We start from the raw sequence: 24,545 nt of genomic DNA on the forward strand, positions 1-24,545 counted from the left end.
GATCTGTCTCTGCTTGGATTGATCCATTGACCGTTAATTAGATCAAAATAGATACTTTATACATTAGCAGCTAATGAGCCACTGCATAACTTCTTCATAAGTGCCCTTGAATACGATTCGGTCTTCTTTTTTACTCAATTGGTAGCGATACATCGGGTCATAATATTCAATAAGTAAAGGACATAACCATGCAAAATGAGCTTCCGTATTACCATTTGTTTTTTGTTCTGCGAGGGCGTTATCTAGCAAATTAGTTAATTCGACGGCTCGTTGTGACCCCAAACGCTTACGGATCGCTGATAATCCGTGGTGGAGATATTCACTATAAGCAGCCCATCCTTTTTCATCACCATAGGTGATTAAAAAATCATGAGTCATTCGGTCAAAATATTCTTCTTTTAATCGTTCAATTCGACGTTCAAAAGGATCTTCAACAACAGCAATAGTCGCTTTTTCCATTTGAATGCGTAAAGGATCGGGAATGCTATTGGCTCCGATAGCGCGACCTTCATCTTCTAATATCCAGTGAGTTTGTTGGTCTGCTTTTTTAAGCATTGCAATCGCAAGATGATTTTCGAAAGTGGCTTGGCGAAACTGTTCTTCTAGCGTACGGCCAAAAGAAGAACCACGATGCCGAGCAATACCTTCTAGATTAATACCATTAGCTAGGTCTCGAACAAGTGTTGTTTTACCACTGCCAGTACATCCACCAATTAACGTAATCGGGCGCTGTGATAAATTATTTATCGCATCAATTGTTGTTTGGCGTAAGGCTTTATAGCCACCAATAATGAGAGGGTAATCAATCCCAATGTCTTTCAACCATTGCTGAACAATATGCGAACGCATACCGCCTCTAGCACAACAAATATATCCTTGGGGAAAGTGATGGCAGGCTTCACGCCATGCCGCTAGGCGGTTATCACGAATATCACCCTTAACCAATTGGTGACCGAGAGCCACCGCTTTTTCCGAACCATGCTGTTTATAGCAAGTTCCTACCGCAGCACGCTCTTCGTCATTCATCAACGGTAAGTTGTAAGCGGAAGGCATTGAACCTTGATAAAATTCAATTGGTGCTCGCACATCGATTAAAGGGGTGTCTAAGGTCAGGATTTGACGAATATTTTGAGGCGATGGGACTAATTCCATAATAAAGACTGTGATATCAATTCAGATTGTAATGGACTTTATTATACTCCGAATCCTATTTGATGGCACGCAGCGATGATAGTGGTTGCCATTTTATTATGAAAAAATTTTATGTCTAACCTTATATTCCTCATAATTAAATGATAAAGAATTGAAAAATAAACCGAGTTTCATGTCAAATTTGTATTAAAAATTTCGTTAGTAATTTCAAAAGTGTTATATTGATTATAGACATCTCAACATGAGTAGGGTAATACAATGAAAATGCTAACGATTCAAGAAATGACCGAAGCTCAGAAGATGCAAGTTAAAACACGGCTGGGTCAGGAGAGGAAAAGACTAGGACGTGAATTAACAAACGCAGAAAACAATAAAGTTAAAGATCAAATAATCCTCGAAATCTCAACTGAAGTTGAAAAAGCCGCTAAAAAAGTTAGAGCTCAAAAGAAAAAAGATAAACTAGTTTCTAGTGATGAGACCTTTAGTTGGTCATCTAAAAATCATAGTCGAGGGTATCGTTAAAACAACCCGCTTAAAAGCCCTGAGAAGGGCTTTATAGTTTCCATGATTTATTTTTAATATCCCACACTGCAAGTAATATCAAACAAATTATCCGTAGTGATTTTATATAGATATTCATACCCGATAATAATTAACCGGTTCTCTAAACTAGGACTAAAATTTTCAGAAACATTGCTTTTTATTTTCTAGGTAAGCCCCAAGGGTCAAAATCATTTCCATTTGATTTATCAATAAGATCATCCTCAAGGGAATCGAGATAAAGTGCTTCGACTTCTGCGCGAGCCCATGGTGTACGGCGAAGAAACTTTAAACTTGATTTAACACTGGGGTCTTTTTTAAAACAATTAATATTGACCAATTTCCCCAGCTCACTCCAACCATATCTTGCCACTAAAGCATTGACCTGCATTTCAAGCGTTACGCCATGTAAAGGATCTTTATTTAAATGTTCGGTCATGGGTAGTCCTGTCTTCAGGTTATAAAATAATGGGATTTAGGCGGGAAGGTTACAAGAAAGAAAGATAAATGACAATGGAAGGTCAGATGCAAACGTATATTAATTATTTACGGTGTAAAACATCTTATGTAAAATTTCAACAATGAATTTAACATAACGACCATCGAGATTAAAAATGGTGCCTGCTATAGCACCGTATAATGGATTATTGATTAATTTCACGCCGATATTTTTAACCATTCGGGGTCAATATCTAGGCTACCCGCTGAATCAACAGCGGGAATAATATTTTTTCAAGAATATCAGTATCTAAAAATGTCACTTTTGCTCTAATTAGTCCGAAGACGTTAAAATAGTCCTCGTAAGCCAAGGCAATATATCTTTTTTCCTACTAATGAATCCAAGTAGGGAAACACTACTGAAGTGGAATTGATTGTCTTGTGAAAAATATAACGTTGAGTTTTGTTTAAAAATATCCGTGACTACCAATACGGCAATATCAAAGTTGCCTGTTTGATTTTGTTTGGCTAATTGAGCTAGAACCTCAGGAAGAATAGCTTCAATTGCAGACATTGAGGTGAGCTCAATTTGGGAAATCAGAACTGAAAAACCGCTGATTTGATAGCGTTTAGCATCCTTCATAAGAAGATAATCAGCCGATAATCCATGAATATCAGTTTTAGCGGCAAGCAAACCTTGAACAAATTCATCATAGTTTAGTTGGCAAATAGCAGACAGAGATTTTACCGCAGCGATATCATGGCCAGTGGTTGTCGATGATGTAAGGTTGACGGTATCACTCAGTATTGCGCCTAACATCAAGGTAGCTTGAGAAGCGGAAATAGGCTGTTGGTTTTCAAGAGTAAGTATTTGCCAGATGATTGTGGCACAACAACCAACCGAACGTATCCAAACGTCTGGTGGATTTTGTGTCATTACGGTTCCTAGCCGGTGATGATCAATAATACCAATGATATTACTGAAAGCTAAAGAGGGAGGTCCTTGTTCTGCATCGGTAAAATCAACGAGCCAAACTGTTTTTTCATTCAGTGCTATATTGAGAAGTTCGGGTTGAGCTACATTAGCTTGCTGTAAAATAAAAGCGGTTTCCGGCGTGATTTCACCTAGACGAAATGGCGTTGCTAGCTTTCCTTGGCTGTTTAACCAATCAGCTGTAACAATTGCACTACAAATACTGTCACTATCGGGATTTTGATGACCAAAAACGTAAATCATATAAGGACCTAATTAGTGGTTTTTTAAAATATGTTTAGCGACAAGGTAACCTGATATTGCATTTAACCCAGCACCAGGCCATGTTGCTGCGCCGATCACCCATAAATTTTTAATCGGTGTCTTATAACGGGAATATCCGGGAAAAGGTCTAAATATATAATTTTGATTAATATGGTGGCTTCCAGAAACACTATCACCATTGACAAGATTTCTGTTATTTCGCATTAGATCTTCAGGTGAAAGAACCGAATAATCTAAAATTTGTTGTTTAATATTAGGGGCATATAATGAGATTTTATCAATAACACGTTCAGCGTATTGTTGTTTCATAGAATCCCAATTACTAATTTGAATTTCATTTAAAGCATCACTGTTTGGTGCGTATGGCAGTGCTCTTACCTGAACCCAAAGCGTTTCTTTACCTTCTGGCGCTCGAGTTTTATCATGTCGGCTTTGTTGACCCACGACAAGCATTGGATTATGAGGCAATATTCCATTCTGAGCTTGATTAAATGTAGTCGCTATATCCTCAGTATAAGGTCCGATATGTACATATCCAAAATTAGAAAAATCCTCTCCAGCATTCCATTCTAAATGGCCATCTAAAGCAAAGTGCAGCATCATCGTGCCAGCACCATACCGATATTTTTTTGCTTTTTGTATATATTCACCGGGCAAATGCTCTTCTTTTATCAAAGTATTCACTATTTGTGTTGGCGCTATATTGCCTATAACCGCTTTTTTAGCCCCGAATGATTGCCCATCTTCTGTTTTTACTCCAATTGCTTTACCTTTTTCGACGATAATTTCAGTAACATTCTGACCCGTTAATATTGAACCACCATTATTTTCAATAATTTTGGCTATACTTTTTATCAAGTTACCCACGCCACCTTTACTGATGGATAATCCATGTAAATGGTCACTCATACCTTCGACAAAAGAGAAAGTAGCTCCTCCTGAAATATCAGGACCATAATCTAAGTGAAATGCCCATGGAATAAATAATGCGCGGACTTTGGGATGAGAAAACCAGTCTTCTGAAAATTCACGAGTAGATTTGAGTAGTAATTGAATTAGACTAAGTGAGTCGGATAGGCCAAGATGCCGAGTCATTGACCATAGCTGGCGTGCTGCTTTAAAAGAAGGGAGCTCCATTTGCATCAACGGAGTAAAATGTTCTGATGTTTTTTGAAAATAGTTAAGTAATTTCCAGAAAGCATCAGCATCATTATTCGAATACTTTCGAAGCATGGCATCTGTTCTATTATAGTCTTGATATACGCCAATACCGTCACCATCAGGAAAAACATTGGAATAGGGTTTATCACTGGTGACAATTTCAAATCCGTTGTTATGTAGTTCTTTTTGATATTCTTGATAAAAAGGTGAACCTAAAAACATACCAATATTGGTTGCATAAAGGTCATGATGAAATCCCGGTTGTGTTATTTCAGCGGAACGAGAAGCGCCGCCAATATCATTTTCACTTTCTAAAACAACAACTCTTAGTCCTGCTGTCGCAAGCACTGCGGCAGCCACAAGTCCATTATGTCCACTACCTATGATGACTATATCGTATTCAGTATCCATTTCATTCCCCAGCGATTAGTTTTTGTTATATTTAAGTACCTATAAAGTAATAGATACTGTTTTATTAGAAATGATGTATATAGTGTAGGCCGATATATGTGTTTATCAAATAATTAACATATCAAAATATGTCAGTTATTCAAGGGGCTGAAAACACACTTGAAGCTTACGATATGAGTAAAAGAAGGGCAGTTAAATCCTGCTGTCGCAATGAATATAATTTTAATCGATTTGCTAATTACAGGGCTAGGAAGTAGGGAGGAGCTTTTTCAATGCATCAATAATTAAAGAACAAAAGGGTGTGACCTTGTCCATTTATAGAAGGTGAGTATGGACAAGGTTAATGTTGGTTTTGCCGCTTCAGCTGATTAAAAGCTTATAAACCACGTTTTTCCATTAATAAAGCTAAGTCGATCAGGCGGTTCGAAAAACCCCATTCGTTATCGTACCAAGCTAGTATTTTTACCAGTTTCCCGCCAATAACTAATGTAGAGAGACCATCAATAATTGATGATCGAGTATCACCACGATAATCTGCTGATACCAGAGGTTCATCATTATAACCTAAAATGCCTTTTAATTCGCCAGATTCAGCCGCTTTACGAAATGCAGCATTAATTTCTTCTACCGTCGTTTCGCGTTTAAGATTCACAGTTAAGTCTACAATAGATACAACAGGGACTGGAACACGTAAAGAATAACCAGTCATTTTGCCATCTAATTCAGGAATAACTTTACCGATAGCCTTTGCCGCACCACTAGAATAAGGAACAATAGACATTGCTGCGGCGCGTGCTCCTCGTAGATCTTTTTCAGGCTGGTCGTGCAAAGACTGGCTATTAGTATATGCATGTGTCGTATTCATAAGACCATGTTCAATACCAAACACTTGGTGTAAAACTTGTGCAGCAGGTGCTAAGCCATTAGTTGTGCAACTGCCATTACTGACAACTTTGTGCTTAGTGGCATCATAATATTTATCATTGACACCCATTACGATAGTGATGTCTTCATTTGTTGCCGGAGCAGAAATGATGACTCGCTTTGCACCACCTTTCGTGATATGAAGTTCAGCTTGAGCTTTATTGGTAAAAAAACCAGTAGATTCAATAACAATATCAACACCAACGCTACTCCACGGGATCATTGCAGGGTCTTTTTCTGAAAAAACACTGACTATCTCCCCGTTTACTAATATTTGATTTGTACCTGCTTTAATATCAGCGTTTAACGTACCTGAAAGTGAATCATATTTGAGGAGATGAGCAAGTGTTTTGCTATCGGTAAGATCGTTAATAGCTACAACTTGAAAATCATCGCGGCCTAAGGCGGCTCGAAGAACATTGCGGCCAATTCTGCCAAATCCGTTGATACCAATTTTAACCATGATAGATACTCCTGAATTTATTGAACTGGGGCAATACTAATCCCGAACGGGTTTGGCGTAAATGACAACAAAGAATCAATTTATGCCATATTGCGTGAATGAAAACGTTCACGATATTCCGTTGGCGTCACATGTAGATTGCGCTCAAAAACCCTGCGAAGATTCAGGCTTGTACCAAAACCTGTAATATCCGCAATTTTTTCAATATGATAACTTGTTTGCTCAAGGTACTGTCGGGCTGTAGTTAATCTAATTGCTTCAACATACTTTGCTGGAGTAATCCCCGTTTTTCTAGTGAAGACTCGAGTAAAATTACGAGGGCTCATTGCGATTTTTTCAGCTAAATTTTCAACAGACAAATCATTACTGAGATTATCTGTTATCCACGTTTGAAGGTCTTTGATAGGTCCGCTATCAGCCTGATTTAGTAAGTATCGGCTAAACTGTGCTTGCCCTCCAGGACGATGTAAAAACAGAACGAGATCTTGAGCAACGTCTCTAGCCAGATTAAATCCATAATCAGTTTCAACCAACGCAAGAGTAAGATCTAAACCTGAACTAACGCCACCGGATGTCCAAATCATTTCATCTTGAACATATAAAGGGCCTCGTTCAACCGTTACTGACGGATAATGAGATTGGAGAGTATCAATTAACCGCCAGTGTGTTGTAGCATGGCGGCCGTTGAGTAAACCTGCTTTGGCAAGTAACATTGCACCTCCACAGATTGAAACAATTCGTTCTGAATGTGGAGCCGCCTGTATAAGCCAATTAACGATATTGTTATCTTCCTCTTCACTTTGTCCTCTTCCTGTGACCATTATAGTATCGCGGGGAAGGCTAGGTTCTAGATCACAGAGCCGCTGATCCGCAAGTAAATTAAGCCCAGAAGCACCATTAATTACGTGATATGGTTGCGTAGTCGCAATAGTGACCTGATAAAGTGGGAATTGAATATCTGCTGGGCGCAAATTGTTAGCGTGCATGAGAATATCAGCGATACCCGTTGCTTCAAATAATATTCCACCGTCAGGTATAATAATTAAAAAGTTATGCATAGCGTTAATAGTCTTAATTTATATAATAAGAGACAACTTTAGTTTATTGATGAAACTAAATCATTAAATTTTCCAAATTAATTAAATAGGGCTTTGAAGCGCTAAATCATTGAAAGACATCTCATGAAGTTATTGGTTGTTACTTTTCATTTAGATGCTACAGGTGCCTACCATAGAGAAATGGTGCACCAGATGGGACAGGGGGAAGAACATGAAATTAAGTCTGTAATCTATATGGATATGAAGTAAATGTACTATGCACCTAATGCAAGAAACGGGAGGAATATCAGAAATTACTAATACATTGATTTATCGAGGGATGGATCTGGAATATGGAGTTATTTACCGTCATAGTCAATTTAACATAATATGCATTATGCGAACCTAAGTGTGAAATGAAGGAATCCAGCGTTTTGGTTGGTTAATCATGTTGCTATTTTTAGGCTTTAAAGTCAGATCCTATCCATAAACTGAATGTGTTCTAATCAATATTTAGTAAGCCCACTATTTTCTTCGCACTTAATCGTCACTACATCTTTACTTAATTGGATTTTCTTAACCAACCGTATATTGTCGACTTTCATTTATAAAGTTACACCGGTAACGGATAACCGTAAGTTCAGATTATTTGGTTTTTGTAGTTAAGTCGAGTTAGCGTTAGAATGGATTTACTATTGAACTTATGATTGAACAACAATAAAAACCTTGAGGTATTCATGATTATACTAGTGACAGGTGCAACTTCTGGCTTTGGTGAAGCAATCGCACGTAAATTTATACAACATAACTTCACCGTTATTGGCACAGGCCGAAGAACCCAAAGATTGGATGCTCTACGTAATGAATTAGGTGAGAATTTTTATCCTTTAACTCTTGATGTGCAAGATAGGAAAGCAATCCAAGATGCGGTGGCTAATTTACCGGCTAATCTTAAAAAGATTGATATATTAGTCAATAATGCAGGACTTGCATTAGGTTTAGAGCCTGCATTTAATGCGAACCCTGATGATTGGGAAGTCATGATAGATACCAATACTAAAGGTTTGGTTAATATGACCTACGAAATTTTGCAAGGAATGGTCGAAAATAATCACGGCCATATTATTAATATTGGTTCAACCGCCGCAACTTGGCCATATAAAGGTGGCAATGTGTACGGTGCAACCAAAGCCTTTGTGAAACAATTTTCTTTAGGCTTACGTGCTGATCTACAAGGTAAAAAAATTCGCGTAACCGACATTGAGCCAGGTTTAGTCGGAGGTACTGAATTCTCAAATGTTCGTTTTAAAGGTGATGATAGTAAAGTAGAAAATATCTATAAAGGTGCAGATGCACTAACGCCAGATGATATTGCAGAAACAGTGTTTTGGGTGGCAACCCTCCCTGCCCGTATGAATGTAAATACATTAGAATTGATGCCCGTATGTCAAACTTTTGCAGGTTTAACTATACATAAAGAGCAATAACTTTCGTACTATTCTATAAAGACGAAACTGGCTACTTTTAGCTATACTATGTTTAACTATCTAGGTCAGTAAGGAATTGATATGAGCTCATCACAAAAGTTTTTAAAAAATAGTTTCGCTGCAATATGTTTTTGCCTACCGTTACTTTGGGTATCATCGGCGCAAGCAAATACCTCTTGTACTGCGGGTAGCACTTGTGTTTCTGTGGGTAAAGGCGACGATTCGTTAAATAAAGAACAAGCTCGTCAAGAAAAGCAGCAATGGGATGAGACACGAATGCTACGCTCTAAAGTGAATGCGCGTACCGAAAAAGAGTTTGATAAAATCGACTCAGCTTTTGATGCAAAAGATAATTGTGAAAAAAGCGTTAACTTGAATGCATATTGGGAGCCTAGTACTAAACGCTGCCTTGATGTAAGCACTGGTCGCCCCCTAGCAAGACCATAATACATTGACTTACAATCTATTCATTAATCGGGAGGTTTCATGTACAAGAAAATTTTAATACCATTATTTTTAATGGTACTTGCACCTGCTTTCGCTCAAGCATCATGTGAAAGCGTAATTGAAGAGATTAAACAGAAAATTATTAATAATGGCGTACCTGCGGATAATTTTAGCTTAGTCGCTGTCCCAAATGATGAGGTCGACCCATCAAAAGGACAAGTGGTAGGTCATTGTCAAAATGATTCTTATAAAATCATTTATACTCGACATTAATGATTTTTTACTTTTAAAGTACACTAAAGGGCGCTAAGCGCCCTTTTCTTTTAGACATACTACTGAGCAGAACGCCTTATGGACTTTTGCAGTTTTTCTGAATCTAGATAATGACCTAAGTCTCTTTCTTCTGGCCTTAATAGATAAGGGATTTCGCCTAATAATGGAGCTTTTATATGTTGCTGTAGTCTCTCAATGATTTGTGCGTAGTGAGCTAAACCCGGGTTAATTCTATTCGCAATCCACCCTGCAATCGGTAAGCCGTCAGCTCTAATAGCATCAGCGGTTAATAGCGCATGATTCACACAGCCATTTTGAATACCAACAACGAGGATCACACCAACAGTTTCTTCTTTAAGCCAGTCCGCATAAAAAGTATTATCATCTAACAGGTAACGCCAACCTCCATTACCTTCAATTACAACAACATCACATTGGTCGTTAAGATGTTCTAACCCATGTTTGATTTTACTAAAATCTATGATGTTTTTATGATTATAATTATCAACAATTCTTATTGGATTAATTTCATCATAAGAAACGAGATTTTTAGATACGCTATGAATGAGTAATGCATCTTTATTCCTGGTTCCTTCCGGAGTATCAATACATTGATCTGCTATTGGCTTATATCCAACAGCTTTAATTCCTTGGTGATTAAGAGCCTGCAATATTGCAAGCGTCGATACTGTCTTCCCGACATCTGTATCTGTCCCGGTAATAAATAGGTTCATCATGGTATTTCTATCCTGAAGTGACAGACTGTGCAGCAAAAGGCTGTAAAAATGATATGGATTCAGTTTATTAGAATGGGAAATTGATAATTTTGCGTTAGCTCAATTTTATGCAAGATAGCGAAAAGTTTATTAATAGATATTAGCCTTGTAATAATTGCAGTAGCAAAGAACCATCATATAATGACTGTTTAATTAATGAGGTTTCACTTTCTTTTATGGAAAATTTAGATTTTTCTATCTGTAAATGTAAATGATACAGAGGAGTTGATTGCTGACTTATATAAGTATATAAGCGAGAAAAAAAGACAGTTGATACAGAATTTAATGGTGAATTGATTAAAATTAACTGAGTTCCAAAGATATTTACCATCATAGCTAAAGGTGTAGCGAGTTGCTCCGCAACTTTGTCTATTAGAAAGAGACATAATTTGTCTTCTTTTAATATTCCATGGCAGATGGATTCGAGTGATATTAAACCATTATTTAATATTGATAATGGAAAATCTGTAAGTAAGGCTTGTGCTTGCTGTATAATCGCAGGCATTGAAACAAGCGCTTCTAAGCAACCAACACCCCCGCAATAGCATTGCCTATCATTGTTTTTACTTGCTTGAATATGACCAAAAAGAATTGGGCGGTGAGTATTTGTTTCCAAAATTTGGCTATGATTTAATACGGCGACATTAACTATTTTATCTAATTGTAGATAAATGACATTTGCCACTCGGTTCGCAGAGTTTGCAAAATGGTCGGCTAATGCCAAAGCATTTACTGATGAATGCAGATAAACTGGAAGACCTATTTTTTCTGTTAGGTATCCACCAATATGTAAATTATTTATATCAAAATTGGGCAATCGATAAATAATCTTTGAATGAGAGTCTAAAATACCATCAGATAAAATACTAATTGCAGTGACACGTTCTAGATACTGTTGATTGGATTCAAAAAAATGACTGATTAGCGATGAAAGAGATTCACAAAACTCGGTATTGTTTCGCACTTGAAATGGATATTCATTTTCAGCAAGAGTTCTAGCATTTATTTCATTAAGTGCAATATTAACCTTTTGATTTTCAATTCTAATTGCAAGAAATTGCCAACCTTCACTTTCAACCACTAATCCAATCGCTGGTCTACCACGTAGGCCTAAAACAGGAAATTCAAGTTCCTTTATTAAATGTGCATCTATTAGTTCGCGTGTTATTTTGGTAATACTTGCTGGTGCTAACTGAGATTGTTTCGATAGTGAAATACGAGAGATTGGACCATGTTGATCAATGACTTGATACACTATTCCAGTGTTTAGTTGTTTAATTTGGTCAATATGACCGGTTTGATTTAACATGGCTAGCGCCCAAATCCTTTACAAAGCAATTAGTTATTATGCCTTAATATGTGTAATAATGATTTCATATACACAGTAAGTGTGATCTCGATCACGCCAGAGTACCAACAATATTTGCAAGTAATAAATTGGTTAATTTTTTAGCGGCGGCAGGTAGAACTCTACGAGTATTGTAAACTAACCACACTTCAGAAACCGTTTTAATATTAGCTAATTTTATATATCGTACACCATCAATTTTCATTCGCGTAAATGATTCCGTAATTATGGAAATTCCCATACCAGCGGAGACTAAACCTAAAATCGTCATGGCTTCCCCTGCCTCTTGAGATATTGTTGGCACAACGCCGGCAGAAGCAAGTAATTGGCTAATTTCATCGTAAAGCGCAGTGCCAACTTCTCTTTCAAAAAAAACGAGCGGATATTTAGCGAGTTGCTTGATATCAATGCCTGTATTTTCAAACTCTAATAGCGGATGTCCTTCGTATACTGCGACCATAAAAGGTTCTTTAAATAATAGTTGATAATCAAGTTGTTCAGGTAATAGCGTATTACGCATAATTCCAATATCAATACGGCCTGTTATCAATGGTGCTATTTGTTGTTTGGTATTCATCTGATGCATATGAATAGATACATCGGGGTAAGTTTCTCGATATTGACGTAAGCTCATCGTCACTTTGTGCATAAAAGGTGTTGTAGAGGTAAAGCCGATTGAGAGCTCGCCTAATTCTCCTTTTTCCATACGCGCTGCTTTAATTGCAGCGGCATCGACTTGGGATAAAATTTGGTACGCTTCTTTAAGAAACATAGTCCCCGCGGGTGTTAAAGAAACATTCCGATTATTACGTTCAAGTAATTTAGCGTTGATTTTTTCTTCAAGAATTTGAATTTGTTGACTTAATGGTGGCTGAGATATGTGTAAGCGTTCAGCTGCACGGCCAAAATGAAGCTCTTCAGCGACAGCAATAAAATAACGCAAATGTCTTAATTCTATATTCATGCTGTACTCTTATTTAATTGATATTTTAAAAGTATCATTTGTTATTATTAATATATTAGACAAAAGATTGCAAAATTTCTATTCTTTGATCGAAATCAAATGATATGAGGTTGATCAGACAAGGAATATTCATGGAACAATCATCAAATAGTCTAATTTCCGACCAATCAGTCGATGAAAAACATTCAGTTAATGATTTTGACGCTGATCAACCTATACCGGTCCCCCCCAAAAAGCATTATATACAACGTGATGATGCTTTATATTTACGTGTAACTTTGTCCTTCTTTACCGTAGGGTTTGCAACTTTTGCTTTGTTATATTTTGTACAACCTATCTTACCGCTGCTATCTGAAGATTTTAATATTTCGCCAGCAACAGCAAGTTTATCTTTATCTTTAAGTACTGGATTGATGGCATTAGGATTATTGATTACCGGGCCAATATCAGATGCTATAGGCCGTAAAAATGTCATGGCTATCTCATTAACTTGTGCTGCTCTTTTTACTTTACTCAGTTCTGTCATGGAAAGTTGGCAGGGTATCTTAATTGTTCGCGCTTTAGTTGGACTCTCTTTGAGCGGTGTTGCCGCCGTTGCAATGACCTACTTAAGTGAAGAAATTCACCCAAGCTATGTTGCGCTTTCTATGGGGCTTTATATTAGTGGTAATTCTATTGGTGGAATGAGCGGAAGGCTTATGACGGGTGTGATTGCTGATTTTTATTCTTGGCGAATTGCGGTTGTCATTTTGGGAACATTGGCCTTATTGGCTGCTATCGGATTTTGGCGATTATTACCCCCTTCTCAACATTTTAGAGCTAGCTCCCTTAAACCTAAAAGCTTATGGGTTAACTTGCATCTTCACTTGCGTGATAAAGGGTTACCATGGTTATTTATTGAAGGCTTTGTCCTAATGGGCGGTTTTGTCACCATGTATAACTACATTGGATATCGCCTATTAGCAGAACCTTATAATTTGAGCCAATCTACAGTCGGAATGCTATCGTTAATCTACTTAACAGGTACCTATAGTGCGACTAAAACGGGTAGCCTGACCATAAAATACGGATTCGGTAATATTTTAATCGCATCGCTAGTCTTTATGCTCATTGGGATTTTACTAACATTACACCCTAATATTTGGGTTATTCTTTTGGGCATGACTGCACTGACTACCGGATTTTTTGCTGCGCACTCAGTGGCGAGTAGCTGGGTTGGACGAAGAGCAAAACGCGCTCGAGGTCAAGCATCATCATTATACCTATTTAGTTATTATACTGGCTCAAGTGTCGCTGGGACTATCGGGGGTATATTTTGGTCTCAGTATGGTTGGAATGGCGTTGCTATTTTTATAGCAGCTATGTTGCTACTTGGCGCCATGATTGCTTATAAATTAAAAATTAACTGCTAACCTATCATTTGCTACTGATAAAAAATGAAATTTATCTATTCTCATCATTAATAGACTCTATATTTTCTATAAATGATGAGGATATTCAATGAAACAATTTCTGTTACTTCCATTATTGCTGTGTTGCAGTTTTTTGGTTTGGTCTCACGGGTATGTTGAATCCCCAGCGAGCCGAGCATATCAATGTAAATTAAAAAATAATATTGACTGCGGCCCTGTGCGATATGAGCCACAATCAGTCGAGGGCTTAAAAGGGTTTCCCCAACAAGGGCCTGCTGATGGACATCTAGCAAGTGCAGGTATAGATAGATTTTATCCAATTGATTTACAAGAAACTTTTCGTTGGAAGCATAATAAAATAAATCAAAGCAATGTCGATTTTTATTGGCGGCTTACCGCTGTACATAAAACTTCTAAATGGGAATATTTCATTACTAATCCTAATTGGGACTCCAGCCAGCCATTATCTCGAAGTCAGTTTAATTTAACCCCCTTTTGCAAGGTTGAGAAATTAGAAATACCAGAGGATCAAGTGCATCATCGCTGTGATTTACCAAAAAATTACAATGGTTATCATGTTATTTTAGCGGTATGGACAATAAGTGATACTCAAAACGCATTTTATCAAGCTATTGATATCGATATAAATTACGAACTGTTAAAATAACTCACACACTTCAAAAACCGTTTATCTATCGGTACTTTCTTTTTAGCCCTCTTTTTTACGGTTTAGCATTGATAATCGTCAATGCTAATGTTAACTTGTTTTGTATCACAAATAGAATGTTGTAACTAAATAAAAACATGAATAACAATAAACAAAATTTAATTGATTGTTTCAATCGTTTAGAAGCCCACATAAATGAACTCAGTCATTTATTGTTAGCGCAATCTATGTTTATAGCTAATGTATTCCGTTTACCTGAAATACTCAAAGGTGATGAAACCAGTGAAATATCTTCAATATTAGTCGAAAAAGTAACAGGGAAAAAAGCGCTTAATGACATTATCCAGCTAATAAGTCTATTATTTATCCATAAAAAATCAGGTCTTGTTAGTAATAAATCTGCGATACGATTACCAGGAGCAATTTGTGTTGAAACATCACCTGCTGGATATCTGCAGTTTAATAAATTAATAACTCAAATTAATTTATTAAAAATTGAAATAAAAAAAATAGTAACTCAACTAGATGAATCACAACGTTTTGATTTTATAAGAGAAAGCCTTCATGGGTTATTAACACTAAATACTTACCGTACCCTCACCCTACTTTCTGATATTGATACCATTCGCTTTGGTTGGGCAAACAAAAAAGTAATCAATAAAATGACTAAAGAAGAGGTTCTTAATCGTCTGCAAGACAGTTTTGAAAGTGGCCGAGGGCCAAGTGACATTCCTAAAGAACAATGGCAAATACAACTGATGAGTGAAATAGCCCTTATTCATTCGCTGCCCCATGATGCCGTACTAAAAACACAACGCCCCGTTAAAGTTCAACCTATTGCTAGAGTTTGGGATAAGGAACAACAAAAACAAACACAATTTGCTTGTGCCACACCTTTGTTTGTTTTCGCGGTAGACAAAGAGCTTACAGACATTGTTATCGGCGATCTTCCTGATTATCATATGGATAATATTGCTATTCGTAATCGGCCTAAATCAAAACCGGTAGAATTAATTATCCCTCGTCTAAATTTATATATAGAACGCTAATCAGTTAAAGAATAAAAAAACACCTACTGTTTTAAATCAGCAGGTGTTCTAATTTAACAAGCTTTGGTTTTTCCAATAGCTTACGACTTCATGCTACCAACCATGTCTTCAGGACGAACCCAGTCATCAAATTGTTCTTCAGTTAAGTAGTTCAATTTAAGCGCTGACTCTTTCAGAGTAAGCCCTTCTTTATGTGCATTTTTGGCAATTTCAGCCGCTTTGTCATAACCAATATGGGTATTCAATGCAGTGACTAACATCAGTGATTCGTGAAGTAATTTTTCAATACGCTCACGATTTGGTTCGATACCGACTGCACAATGCTCGTTGAAGCTACGCATACCGTCAGCTAATAAACGAACTGATTGTAAGAAGTTATCAATCAACATTGGGCGGAATACGTTGAGTTCAAAATTCCCTGATGCGCCACCGATATTAACAGCAACATCATTACCCATAACTTGAGCACAAAGCATCGTTAAGGCTTCACACTGAGTAGGGTTAACTTTACCTGGCATGATAGAACTACCTGGTTCATTCTCTGGAATTGAAATCTCACCAATACCACAACGTGGACCTGACGCTAACCATCTAACATCATTAGCTATTTTCATTAATGATGCAGATAATCCTTTAAGTGCACCATGTGCATGAACGAGGCTATCGCAGGTTGCCAATGCTTCAAATTTGTTAGGCGCCGTAATAAATGGCTGCCCTGTTAGCTCCGCGATTTTTTTCGCCACACGAACCGCATATTCAGGATGCGTGTTTAATCCGGTACCAACAGCCGTGCCACCTAATGCAAGCTCACATACATGTGGAACTGAATTTTCAATATGCTTTTCACTGTTTGCCAACATAGTTGCCCAGCCAGAAATTTCTTGGCCTAATGTCAGTGGGGTTGCATCTTGTAGATGAGTACGTCCAATCTTAACGATATCTTTAAACGCTTTTGCTTTAGCATCCAATGTTTTTTGTAGGATTTTAAGCTCAGGCAAGAGATGTTCACGAATAGCAACAACTGCCGCAACATGCATTGCTGTAGGAAATACGTCATTTGAACTCTGGCTTTTGTTCACATCATCATTTGGATGGATAAGACGATCATTCCCTCGTTGTCCACCTAGAATTTCACTACCACGATTCGCTAGCACCTCATTCATGTTCATGTTACTTTGAGTACCAGAACCAGTTTGCCAGATGGCTAGAGGAAATTCAGTTGGATGTTTACCAGCTAAAACTTCATCTGCGGCTGCAATGATGGCATCACCACGTTCTTTAACTAATAACCCTAAATCCATATTCACACTAGCCGCTGCTTTTTTAGTGATAGCGAGTGCGTGGATAAGAGCAACGGGCATTTTTTCTACAGATATACGGAAATGTTCTAAAGAACGCTGCGTTTGCGCGCCCCACAATTGGTCAGCAGGTACTTCAATTGGTCCCATTGAGTCTTTTTCAATGCGAGTGGCTGCCATTACTATCTCCTTAGATACATACACAGAATAATTGATTTTAGAATCATCTGCTTGCAGGTAAGCAAATAACCGAGCAGTATGATGCCACAAATTGAATTTCAATTATGAGACTTAGTCGAGCTTATTGTGTTGTTGTAAAAAGGAAATGAGTTGATTTTCTAAAAAGAAGAGAGTTTTGCTATGCTTAAAATGATAAATAAAGTTCAACATTATGATTGGGGTAGTAAAACAGCACTTACTAAGCTGTATGGCATATCTAACCCTAATAATTTACCCATGGCTGAGCTTTGGATGGGCGCTCATCCAAAAGCCAGTTCTGACGTTATTGTTCCTGAATCAAATCAGGTTATTTCGCTTGAAACGCTTATTAGTAGTGATCCTGATAAATATCTAGGAAAAAATATCGCTCAGCACTATGGGCGGTTACCTTATTTATTTAAAGTGCTATGTGCGGCGCAACCTTTATCTGTCCAAGTACACCCGAATAAGACTTATGCCGAGGTTGGTTTTGCAAAAGAAAATGCCGCAGGTATTTCTTTAGACTCCCCTATTCGAAACTATAAAGATGACAATCATAAGCCCGAATTGATTTATGCTTTAACACCGTTTAAAGCAATGAATGCATTTCGCCCTTTGTCAGAAATAGCGCAATTACTTGATTTTGTTTCTGCTGCACATCCTGATATCCAGTTGTTTGTCCAATCACCGAGTGAAGAAAAACTTGCAAGGCTTTTTGCACAAATTCTTAATCTTGCAGGAGAACAAAAAGAACTTGCATTAGGTGTGTTAAAAGCGGCGTTAAATAGTCGTCAAGGTGAACCTTGGAACTCCATTAAACAAATGGTGAGTCTGTATCCTGAAGATAATGGATTATTTTCACCACTTCTTCTTAATGTTGTTGAATTGCAACCCGGAGAAGCAATGTTCTTATATGCGAGAACACCCCATGCTTATTTAGAAGGTGTTGGTTTAGAGGTAATGGCGAATTCAGATAATGTTCTACGTGCAGGATTAACCAATAAACATATTGATATTACAGAACTTATTGCTAACATTGACTTTAAGCCTACCAAGGCTGATGATTTACTGAGCATCCCTGAAAAATATGGAAATATCTGGAAATATAATATTCCAGTAGAAGATTTTTCATTTAATATATATTCTATTAACGATTCGGGAATAGCCGTCGATAACAATACCGCTTCCATACTGTTTTGTATTGAAGGTGAGTTAGTTTTGAGCTCAGGTAATGATATCATCAATATTGGTTCTGGAGAGTCAATATTTTTACCTGCTTATGAGGAAAGTATTTCCATTAAAGGTAATGGAAAGCTTGCCCGAGTATTTAATATTTAGTGTCAAATTCTGTATTTAACCTGTTTTTTATTAGTAATATGAAAACGGTTATATAAAACTTATACAATATTTTAAGGTGCGTTAAAAACGTACTGAAAGGATGGATGTTTATAATGAAAAAGTCATTAGTCGCGATTGGTGTTATCGTTGCTGTAGGTGTGGTATGGACTGGAGCATCATGGTACACAGGCTCAAAAGTTGAAGATGAACTCAATAGAGTAGTTACTAAAACCAACGATTTTTTTGCTGTAAATACCCCTGAAGCGGGCGTGAATTTTAAAGTAGAAAATTACAAACGTGGTGTTTTCTCTTCACAAGCAGATATCGTGATCAGCTCTGCTGACTCAGCAACACCTACAGACGCTATCGTATTTAAAGCCAATATTGACCATGGTCCATTCCCTATTTCTCAAGTTGCTAAATTTAATTTAATGCCAAAATTGGCTGCAACTCATATGGAATTAGCTAACAATGCGACAACTAAAGAGCTATTTGAAGCAACTAAGGGTAAACCATTCATTACGGGCACAGCTGTAATTGGTTATTCTAAAAGTATTGATACTAACTTAGAACTTATCCCTGTTGAATATAATAAAGATGATGTTGCATTATCATTCAGTGGTTCTAAATTGGACGTCTCTACTTCAGCTGACCTAGAGTCTGTAGACGCTTCATTAATCACTGACAGTTTGGTGATGGGTAAAACCGATAAATCAGAAACAATGACCTTAAAAGGCTTAAAACTTGTTTCTAATGTGAAAAAATCACAGTACGGTTTCTATACAGGTACACAAGAATTTGTCATTGCAGATACTGATTTCAATATCCCAGAAACTAAATTCTCTTTTAAAGATTTCAAAATTGCTAGTGATACATCCATTAACGGTGAAGATGTTAAAGGTAATGTTTCCTACAGCATTGGCGACTTAAAAGCACTTGGTGAAAACTTAGGTTCAGGCCAGATCACAGTTGCTATTGAAAAATTAGATGCTAAAGCTTTAGGTAAATTTGTTGAGCAATACAACAAAGCTCTTAGCGAAGGTCTAGCAAGTGGTGACCCATCACAAGCAACTGAAAAGTTAGCAATGGAAATGATGAGTACAACACTGCCAGAACTAATGAAAAGCAAACCAGTTTTCATTGTTAGTCCATTTACTTGGAAAAACGAAGCTGGCCAAAGTTCTATTGACTTAAACATAACGTTTAATAAATGGAATCAAGACGAAATTACAGCTTTAGCAATGTCTAACAAAGTAGATGAAGCAATTAAACAGCTCATCAGCTCTTTTGACTTTAGCATGAAACTTAATAAGCCAATGCTTATTGAATCAATGACTCAAGTGATGATTTTAGACCAAGGTGTCCCAGTTGATGCTGCCGCTAAAAAAGCAATGAAAGATGAAATCACGACTGAGTTTGCTGGTGTTCAGCAAATGTTAACTTCTGATATGTTCTCTTCTCCGTTTGAAGAAATGTTCATGACAGATGAAGAACGTGCTGCGAAAGCAAAACAGAAGAAATCGCCTTGGATGGTCGATAGCGCAACTGACTTAACAATGACGATTAAATTTGCTGGCAATGATATTACTTTTAACCAAGACAAATTCACTTTAGCTGAATTCTTGACTAAAATGAAAGTAATGTCTAACCCAGCTGATGATATGAATTCAGAAGTAGAACCTGCACCAGAAGTACAAATGGAAGCAGAAGGCGCTGAACCTGTTGAAATAGCACCACAAGCGGAAGCAGTTCCTGCTCAATAATTTACTTTTTTCTATAAAGTAATGAATAAAACGCCAGTCATTAATTGACTGGCGTTTTTGTATCTATAGATAACCACTCTATCATTATGTGACAGACATCTAACTTTTAATGTAACAAATGTATTTATTTCACATATTGCGTGACTCAACATTGATTTTTTTGCAATAACAGCCAATATAAGAATAGAAAATAGATAAGGAGTCACTACGTGATAAATACACGCTTACCTTTAACTGATTTACATCGCCACCTTGATGGAAATATTCGCCCAGAAACGATTCTTTCGCTTGCTGAGCAACACAATATTGAATTGCCTGCATATGAACTAGAAACATTAAGGCCCCATGTTCAAATCATTGGACAAGAGGCGGATCTTGTTGGTTTTTTAGCTAAGCTCGACTGGGGGGTTGCTGTTCTTGCTAACCTAGACGCTTGTAAGCGTGTTGCACAAGAGAATGTGGAAGATGCATTCAGAGCTGGCATCGATTATGCAGAACTACGTTTCTCTCCCTACTACATGGCAATGAAACATCAATTACCCGTTGAGGCAGTCGTAGAAGCCATTATTGATGGTGTTCAAGCGGGTTGTCGCCAATATGACATCAAAATTAATTTAATTGGTATTCTTAGCCGTACATTTGGTCAAGAAGCATGCTCACTTGAACTCGCTGGACTTCTCGCCCATCGTGACAAGTTATGTGCATTAGACTTAGCTGGTGATGAACTCGGTTTTCCCGGTAAATTGTTTGAAGACCACTTTTTAAAAGCTCGAAATACTGACTTAAATATTACCGTTCACGCTGGTGAAGCAGCAGGAGCAAGTAGCATTTGGCATGCGATTAATGAACTTGGTGCACAACGGATAGGTCACGGAGTCAAAGCTATTGAAGATCCATCATTAATGGAATATTTGGCTAAGAATCAAATCGGCATTGAAAGCTGTTTAACCTCGAATATTCAAACTAGCACAGTAACCTCTTTGGCTAATCATCCATTGAAAACATTTTTAGCAAACGGTGTGTTAGCTTCAATTAATACTGACGACCCTGCCGTGCAAGGGATTGAACTTCCTTATGAATATGAAATTGCAGCGCCACAAGCGGGACTTAGTCTCAGCGACATTGAGCAAATTCAACGAAACGGACTCGCAATGGCATTTTTATCAGATAGTGAAAAAGCAGCATTAATGCAAAAAGTGGCCATACGATAATACCTTCGCTATCTTCAAAACAGGGTGATTTATAAATTATTTCATCCTGTTTAACTCCCCTCCTTAATAAAAATATACACAGATGCTGATGTAATATAAGTAATTAACACTTAAGCATGTTGTAACTAAAATGGATTTTATTCTAACTTAATAATAACTCACGCGATATTAGCCGAACCATCGCGTGAATTAAATTTTATTTATTCAATAAGCGTTTTGCATACCTTTGCGCTAATACTGCACTCACCATTAGCTGAATTTGATGGAAGATCATCAGTGGCAATAATATCACCCCAACTGTTGCAGCAGGAAAAAGTACATTCGCCATTGGCACTCCATTAGCTAAACTCTTTTTAGAACCACAAAATACGATGGTTATCTCATCTTCCTTACTAAAACCAAATAAGCGTGCCGCTGTAGTGTTAATAACGATAACAATAAATAAGATCACACAGGTAACGATTGATATCATCAATAATGAAAATGCATCAATCCGTTGCCATATCCCTTCTACCACTGCCTCGCTAAAAGCAACATAAACAACTAATAGTATCGATGACCGGTCAGTGATATTAACTAATTTACGATGACGATTAATCCAATTGGCAATTAATGGGCGCGCTAAATGTCCAACAACAAATGGCAACATTAATTGCATCAGTATCGAGCCAATTGCATTGAGTGTATCAATAGCTTCGCTTCCGTCAGCATCCATTAAAAAACCAACCAGTATAGGTGAGAGAAAAACACCTAAAATACTTGATGCCGATGCACTACAAATAGCAGCAGCAACATTACCGCCGGCAACAGAGGTAAAAGCAATGGCAGATTGAACGGTGGCAGGTAACGCACACAAATATAAAAAGCCCATATATACCGTTGGAGACATCCAATCTGGCACCAAAAAGCGTAAACCTAGCCCTATGATAGGAAATAAAATAAATGTACTGGCAAAAACTAATAGATGTAGCTTCCAATGCCCTACACCCGCCATAATTGACTCTCGAGATAATTTAGCACCATGCATAAAAAACAATAATGCTATTGCAGCTGTGGTTAAGTATTTAAAGGCTGTCTTAATTTCACCTTCACAAGGAAATAGACTCGCCACTACAACCACACATATCATGATTAACAAAAAAGGATCTATTCTAAACTTCGCTAGTAAATTCATTCTATTATCCAAAAATAAGAGCCTGTTTATCGCAGGCTCTATCATTAAATTAAATCTTAAAAAATGACTTCAATTGTCCGTTTTTCTTTTGCGGAAAGTATACCAGCTTCAATCAATTTCATTATATCAATGGCTTCATTTGGCGTAACTGGGTTTGCTTTACCTAATCGGATAGCATCATGAATTGCCTCATAATAGCCGCCGTAATTGCCCTTTTCATTCGGCCATTCCTGAGTAATGAATTCGTCACCTTGTGACAGGGTAACTATTCCTTTGTTTTGATCTTCTCCCCAGCGCTCATCTTGTGGGAATAAACCATTTTTCAAGCAATCTTCTTGCGTATCTAATCCATACTTTACATAACTACCTTTCATTCCATGAATAATATAAATTGGCATGGGCGCTGCTGCGAGTGTAGTTGAATGGAGTACAACTTTTTTATCTGCATACTCAAGCATTGCATGGAAGTAATCCACAGCCTCCGCGCCAGGCCTTATTTTACCCAGGTCAACGGTAATACCTTTAGGTTTGCCAAAATACTGTAAGACTTGGTCCAATAAGTGAGGCCCTAAGTCATACCAAATACCCGCTCCCGGAATATCAGCTTCACGCCAGCGTTGTCTTACAACCGGACGAAAACGATCAAAATGTGATTCATAATATTTGATCTCACCGAGGCAGCCATCTTGAAGAAGTTTTTTAACGGTACGAAATCCTGAATCCCAACGGCGATTATGATAAATAGAGAGTAATTTCCCTGCTTTTTCTGCTTGCTGTTTTAACTTTAACGCTTCTTCAACATTTAATGTAAAAGGTTTATCGACGACAACATGCTTACCCGCTGCAAGTGCATCACGACTCAGTGGGTAATGAGTGTCATTGGGTGTTGGTATAACAACCAATTCAATTTCAGGATCAGCAAATATCGCTTCTGGCGAAGAAACGACATTAATATTAGGCCAATCTGCTTTTACTTTACTTGGATCACTACTTGAAATCGCGGTTAATTCAAAACCGGCAAGACGGGCTAAAAATGGTGTATGAAATGTTTTACTCGCATAACCATACCCTATAATACCAACTTTAATCGGCTTAGACATATTGACCTCGTAGATGCATTTAACTTAAATAGTCAGAAAAGTATAGATAGCTAAAAAAGTACCATCAGAATGAATTAATTAGCAAATAAATCTATGGTAGGATCAAAAAATATCATCATGTTAATATAGCTAACGTTTTACATTAATGGACTTTTAATTTTATGACCTCTGTTTATAACGCTAACCGTATCACTGGCTGGTTACTCGTACCAGCAACTTACCTATTACTCACCTTTATAGCGGTTTGCAGCATGACAGTGATGTATTTCATTAAACTCTATGAAATAGTAACCACCATTGAAAATTGGACGAATTTCATACCGATGGAATGGTATGTATCTTTTGCCATTTCTATTGCGATGACACTGTTTAGTGTCTATATCCTTCGACTGATGTTTTCACATTCTCGCCATTTTCCACGCCGGTTTATTATTTGGTTGTTGATTTTATTGCTGCTTGGTTTAAAAACTTTTGCATTCTCAACGATTGATGATAAGACCGCATTACAAGTTCTCGCTTGGCCACTATTTGGCGCAGGATTCTTTGTCCCATATTTAAAACGTTCTGTTCGCGTTAAAATGACTTTCACACAAGATCGATAAGCATCACAAAAATAGATTGTTATCATACAGACTGTTTAACTGGCTATAGCCAGT

Annotated in this window: 23 protein-coding genes; 11 read left to right on the top strand and 12 right to left on the bottom strand. The window is 37.4% G+C overall.

Features of this window, described 5'->3' with window-relative positions:
• Positions 1-63: 63 nt before the first annotated feature.
• Positions 64-1,152, bottom strand: a complete 1,089-nt coding sequence (gene mnmH / locus AAZR93_RS03375) for a tRNA 2-selenouridine(34) synthase MnmH (protein WP_434718983.1) — start codon at positions 1,150-1,152, stop codon at positions 64-66.
• A gap of 258 nt (positions 1,153-1,410) precedes the next feature.
• On the opposite strand from mnmH, the gene AAZR93_RS03380 reads away from it, so the two are divergent.
• On the top strand, positions 1,411-1,674 hold the full coding sequence (locus AAZR93_RS03380) for a DUF3811 domain-containing protein (RefSeq protein WP_294103829.1): 264 nt from the start codon (positions 1,411-1,413) through the stop codon (positions 1,672-1,674).
• Between the two features lie 178 nt (positions 1,675-1,852).
• Here the strand turns inward: AAZR93_RS03380 and AAZR93_RS03385 are convergent, their stop codons facing one another.
• From AAZR93_RS03385 to AAZR93_RS03405, 5 genes are all read right to left on the bottom strand, one after another.
• Positions 1,853-2,131, bottom strand: coding sequence for a VF530 family protein (locus tag AAZR93_RS03385; protein WP_294103831.1), 279 nt, complete (start codon positions 2,129-2,131; stop codon positions 1,853-1,855).
• 333 nt (positions 2,132-2,464) lie between these two features.
• Complete coding sequence (locus AAZR93_RS03390; protein ID WP_434718984.1) at positions 2,465-3,367, bottom strand: manganese-dependent inorganic pyrophosphatase; 903 nt, start codon at positions 3,365-3,367, stop codon at positions 2,465-2,467.
• A 12-nt stretch (positions 3,368-3,379) separates the two neighbouring features.
• Entirely contained in the window at positions 3,380-4,960 is a 1,581-nt protein-coding gene (locus AAZR93_RS03395; RefSeq protein ID WP_434718985.1) for a phytoene desaturase family protein, read from the bottom strand.
• Between the two features lie 376 nt (positions 4,961-5,336).
• The gene (gap, locus tag AAZR93_RS03400) at positions 5,337-6,347 is read right to left on the bottom strand and encodes a type I glyceraldehyde-3-phosphate dehydrogenase (RefSeq protein ID WP_294103838.1); all 1,011 of its coding nucleotides are present in this window, start codon (positions 6,345-6,347) and stop codon (positions 5,337-5,339) included.
• An 80-nt stretch (positions 6,348-6,427) separates the two neighbouring features.
• Positions 6,428-7,405 (bottom strand): GlxA family transcriptional regulator, encoded by a 978-nt coding sequence (locus tag AAZR93_RS03405; RefSeq protein ID WP_434718986.1) that lies wholly within the window; start codon positions 7,403-7,405, stop codon positions 6,428-6,430.
• A 716-nt stretch (positions 7,406-8,121) separates the two neighbouring features.
• On the opposite strand from AAZR93_RS03405, the gene ydfG reads away from it, so the two are divergent.
• The 3 genes from ydfG (at position 8,122) to AAZR93_RS03420 (ending at position 9,591) form a co-directional block, all read left to right on the top strand.
• Positions 8,122-8,871, top strand: coding sequence for a bifunctional NADP-dependent 3-hydroxy acid dehydrogenase/3-hydroxypropionate dehydrogenase YdfG (gene ydfG / locus AAZR93_RS03410; RefSeq protein ID WP_434718987.1), 750 nt, complete (start codon positions 8,122-8,124; stop codon positions 8,869-8,871).
• Between the two features lie 81 nt (positions 8,872-8,952).
• Positions 8,953-9,318 (top strand): DUF1283 family protein, encoded by a 366-nt coding sequence (locus AAZR93_RS03415; protein WP_434718988.1) that lies wholly within the window; start codon positions 8,953-8,955, stop codon positions 9,316-9,318.
• A gap of 39 nt (positions 9,319-9,357) precedes the next feature.
• On the top strand, positions 9,358-9,591 hold the full coding sequence (locus AAZR93_RS03420) for a DUF1161 domain-containing protein (RefSeq protein ID WP_294103849.1): 234 nt from the start codon (positions 9,358-9,360) through the stop codon (positions 9,589-9,591).
• A gap of 59 nt (positions 9,592-9,650) precedes the next feature.
• On the opposite strand, the gene bioD is transcribed toward AAZR93_RS03420, so the two are convergent.
• From bioD to AAZR93_RS03435, 3 genes are all read right to left on the bottom strand, one after another.
• On the bottom strand, positions 9,651-10,328 hold the full coding sequence (gene bioD / locus AAZR93_RS03425; protein WP_434718989.1) for a dethiobiotin synthase: 678 nt from the start codon (positions 10,326-10,328) through the stop codon (positions 9,651-9,653).
• Between the two features lie 139 nt (positions 10,329-10,467).
• Positions 10,468-11,676 carry an ROK family protein gene (locus AAZR93_RS03430; RefSeq protein WP_434718990.1) on the bottom strand — a complete coding sequence of 403 codons (1,209 nt, stop codon included), beginning with the start codon at positions 11,674-11,676 and terminating at the stop codon, positions 10,468-10,470.
• Between the two features lie 91 nt (positions 11,677-11,767).
• Positions 11,768-12,679 carry a LysR family transcriptional regulator gene (locus tag AAZR93_RS03435; RefSeq protein WP_434718991.1) on the bottom strand — a complete coding sequence of 304 codons (912 nt, stop codon included), beginning with the start codon at positions 12,677-12,679 and terminating at the stop codon, positions 11,768-11,770.
• Positions 12,680-12,810: 131 nt separating this feature from the next.
• Between AAZR93_RS03435 and AAZR93_RS03440 the strand changes: the two genes are divergently transcribed.
• The 3 genes from AAZR93_RS03440 to tus all read left to right on the top strand — a co-directional run bounded on the left by AAZR93_RS03440 (position 12,811) and on the right by tus (position 15,807).
• On the top strand, positions 12,811-14,091 hold the full coding sequence (locus AAZR93_RS03440) for an MFS transporter (protein WP_294103853.1): 1,281 nt from the start codon (positions 12,811-12,813) through the stop codon (positions 14,089-14,091).
• An 88-nt stretch (positions 14,092-14,179) separates the two neighbouring features.
• Positions 14,180-14,758 carry a lytic polysaccharide monooxygenase gene (locus AAZR93_RS03445; protein ID WP_434718992.1) on the top strand — a complete coding sequence of 193 codons (579 nt, stop codon included), beginning with the start codon at positions 14,180-14,182 and terminating at the stop codon, positions 14,756-14,758.
• Positions 14,759-14,895: 137 nt separating this feature from the next.
• Positions 14,896-15,807, top strand: coding sequence for a DNA replication terminus site-binding protein (tus, locus tag AAZR93_RS03450; protein WP_434718993.1), 912 nt, complete (start codon positions 14,896-14,898; stop codon positions 15,805-15,807).
• An 80-nt stretch (positions 15,808-15,887) separates the two neighbouring features.
• Here tus and fumC read toward each other — a convergent pair whose 3' ends face one another.
• Positions 15,888-17,285: a class II fumarate hydratase gene (fumC, locus tag AAZR93_RS03455; RefSeq protein WP_434718994.1), complete on the bottom strand. Its 1,398-nt coding sequence runs from the start codon at positions 17,283-17,285 to the stop codon at positions 15,888-15,890.
• A 180-nt stretch (positions 17,286-17,465) separates the two neighbouring features.
• On the opposite strand from fumC, the gene manA reads away from it, so the two are divergent.
• The 3 genes from manA (at position 17,466) to add (ending at position 21,615) form a co-directional block, all read left to right on the top strand.
• Entirely contained in the window at positions 17,466-18,641 is a 1,176-nt protein-coding gene (manA, locus tag AAZR93_RS03460) for a mannose-6-phosphate isomerase (RefSeq protein ID WP_434718995.1), read from the top strand.
• A 113-nt stretch (positions 18,642-18,754) separates the two neighbouring features.
• The gene (locus tag AAZR93_RS03465) at positions 18,755-20,404 is read left to right on the top strand and encodes a YdgA family protein (RefSeq protein ID WP_294103858.1); all 1,650 of its coding nucleotides are present in this window, start codon (positions 18,755-18,757) and stop codon (positions 20,402-20,404) included.
• 209 nt (positions 20,405-20,613) lie between these two features.
• Complete coding sequence (gene add, locus AAZR93_RS03470) at positions 20,614-21,615, top strand: adenosine deaminase (protein WP_434718996.1); 1,002 nt, start codon at positions 20,614-20,616, stop codon at positions 21,613-21,615.
• 196 nt (positions 21,616-21,811) lie between these two features.
• Here add and AAZR93_RS03475 read toward each other — a convergent pair whose 3' ends face one another.
• Both AAZR93_RS03475 and AAZR93_RS03480 read right to left on the bottom strand, forming a co-directional pair.
• Complete coding sequence (locus AAZR93_RS03475; RefSeq protein WP_294103860.1) at positions 21,812-22,789, bottom strand: bile acid:sodium symporter family protein; 978 nt, start codon at positions 22,787-22,789, stop codon at positions 21,812-21,814.
• Positions 22,790-22,845: 56 nt separating this feature from the next.
• Positions 22,846-23,889 (bottom strand): oxidoreductase, encoded by a 1,044-nt coding sequence (locus AAZR93_RS03480; RefSeq protein WP_434718997.1) that lies wholly within the window; start codon positions 23,887-23,889, stop codon positions 22,846-22,848.
• 161 nt (positions 23,890-24,050) lie between these two features.
• Here AAZR93_RS03480 and AAZR93_RS03485 point away from each other — a divergent pair, with 161 nt between their 5' ends.
• The gene (locus AAZR93_RS03485) at positions 24,051-24,491 is read left to right on the top strand and encodes a DUF2569 domain-containing protein (protein ID WP_434718998.1); all 441 of its coding nucleotides are present in this window, start codon (positions 24,051-24,053) and stop codon (positions 24,489-24,491) included.
• Positions 24,492-24,545 lie beyond the last annotated feature (54 nt).

The organism is Providencia sp. Je.9.19 (genome assembly GCF_051129765.1).
Lineage (GTDB): Bacteria > Pseudomonadota > Gammaproteobacteria > Enterobacterales > Enterobacteriaceae > Providencia.

Excerpts from the sequence above, each read along its gene's own strand:
- mnmH (WP_434718983.1), bottom strand. The coding sequence starts at position 1,152 with ATGGAATTAGTCCCATCGCCTCAAAATATTCGTCAAATCCTGACCTTA.
- AAZR93_RS03380 (WP_294103829.1), top strand. The coding sequence starts at position 1,411 with ATGAAAATGCTAACGATTCAAGAAATGACCGAAGCTCAGAAGATGCAA.
- AAZR93_RS03385 (WP_294103831.1), bottom strand. The coding sequence starts at position 2,131 with ATGACCGAACATTTAAATAAAGATCCTTTACATGGCGTAACGCTTGAA.
- AAZR93_RS03390 (WP_434718984.1), bottom strand. The coding sequence starts at position 3,367 with ATGATTTACGTTTTTGGTCATCAAAATCCCGATAGTGACAGTATTTGT.
- AAZR93_RS03395 (WP_434718985.1), bottom strand. The coding sequence starts at position 4,960 with ATGGATACTGAATACGATATAGTCATCATAGGTAGTGGACATAATGGA.
- gap (WP_294103838.1), bottom strand. The coding sequence starts at position 6,347 with ATGGTTAAAATTGGTATCAACGGATTTGGCAGAATTGGCCGCAATGTT.
- AAZR93_RS03405 (WP_434718986.1), bottom strand. The coding sequence starts at position 7,405 with ATGCATAACTTTTTAATTATTATACCTGACGGTGGAATATTATTTGAA.
- ydfG (WP_434718987.1), top strand. The coding sequence starts at position 8,122 with ATGATTATACTAGTGACAGGTGCAACTTCTGGCTTTGGTGAAGCAATC.
- AAZR93_RS03415 (WP_434718988.1), top strand. The coding sequence starts at position 8,953 with ATGAGCTCATCACAAAAGTTTTTAAAAAATAGTTTCGCTGCAATATGT.
- AAZR93_RS03420 (WP_294103849.1), top strand. The coding sequence starts at position 9,358 with ATGTACAAGAAAATTTTAATACCATTATTTTTAATGGTACTTGCACCT.
- bioD (WP_434718989.1), bottom strand. The coding sequence starts at position 10,328 with ATGATGAACCTATTTATTACCGGGACAGATACAGATGTCGGGAAGACA.
- AAZR93_RS03430 (WP_434718990.1), bottom strand. The coding sequence starts at position 11,676 with ATGTTAAATCAAACCGGTCATATTGACCAAATTAAACAACTAAACACT.
- AAZR93_RS03435 (WP_434718991.1), bottom strand. The coding sequence starts at position 12,679 with ATGAATATAGAATTAAGACATTTGCGTTATTTTATTGCTGTCGCTGAA.
- AAZR93_RS03440 (WP_294103853.1), top strand. The coding sequence starts at position 12,811 with ATGGAACAATCATCAAATAGTCTAATTTCCGACCAATCAGTCGATGAA.
- AAZR93_RS03445 (WP_434718992.1), top strand. The coding sequence starts at position 14,180 with ATGAAACAATTTCTGTTACTTCCATTATTGCTGTGTTGCAGTTTTTTG.
- tus (WP_434718993.1), top strand. The coding sequence starts at position 14,896 with ATGAATAACAATAAACAAAATTTAATTGATTGTTTCAATCGTTTAGAA.
- fumC (WP_434718994.1), bottom strand. The coding sequence starts at position 17,285 with ATGGCAGCCACTCGCATTGAAAAAGACTCAATGGGACCAATTGAAGTA.
- manA (WP_434718995.1), top strand. The coding sequence starts at position 17,466 with ATGCTTAAAATGATAAATAAAGTTCAACATTATGATTGGGGTAGTAAA.
- AAZR93_RS03465 (WP_294103858.1), top strand. The coding sequence starts at position 18,755 with ATGAAAAAGTCATTAGTCGCGATTGGTGTTATCGTTGCTGTAGGTGTG.
- AAZR93_RS03475 (WP_294103860.1), bottom strand. The coding sequence starts at position 22,789 with ATGAATTTACTAGCGAAGTTTAGAATAGATCCTTTTTTGTTAATCATG.
- AAZR93_RS03480 (WP_434718997.1), bottom strand. The coding sequence starts at position 23,889 with ATGTCTAAGCCGATTAAAGTTGGTATTATAGGGTATGGTTATGCGAGT.
- AAZR93_RS03485 (WP_434718998.1), top strand. The coding sequence starts at position 24,051 with ATGACCTCTGTTTATAACGCTAACCGTATCACTGGCTGGTTACTCGTA.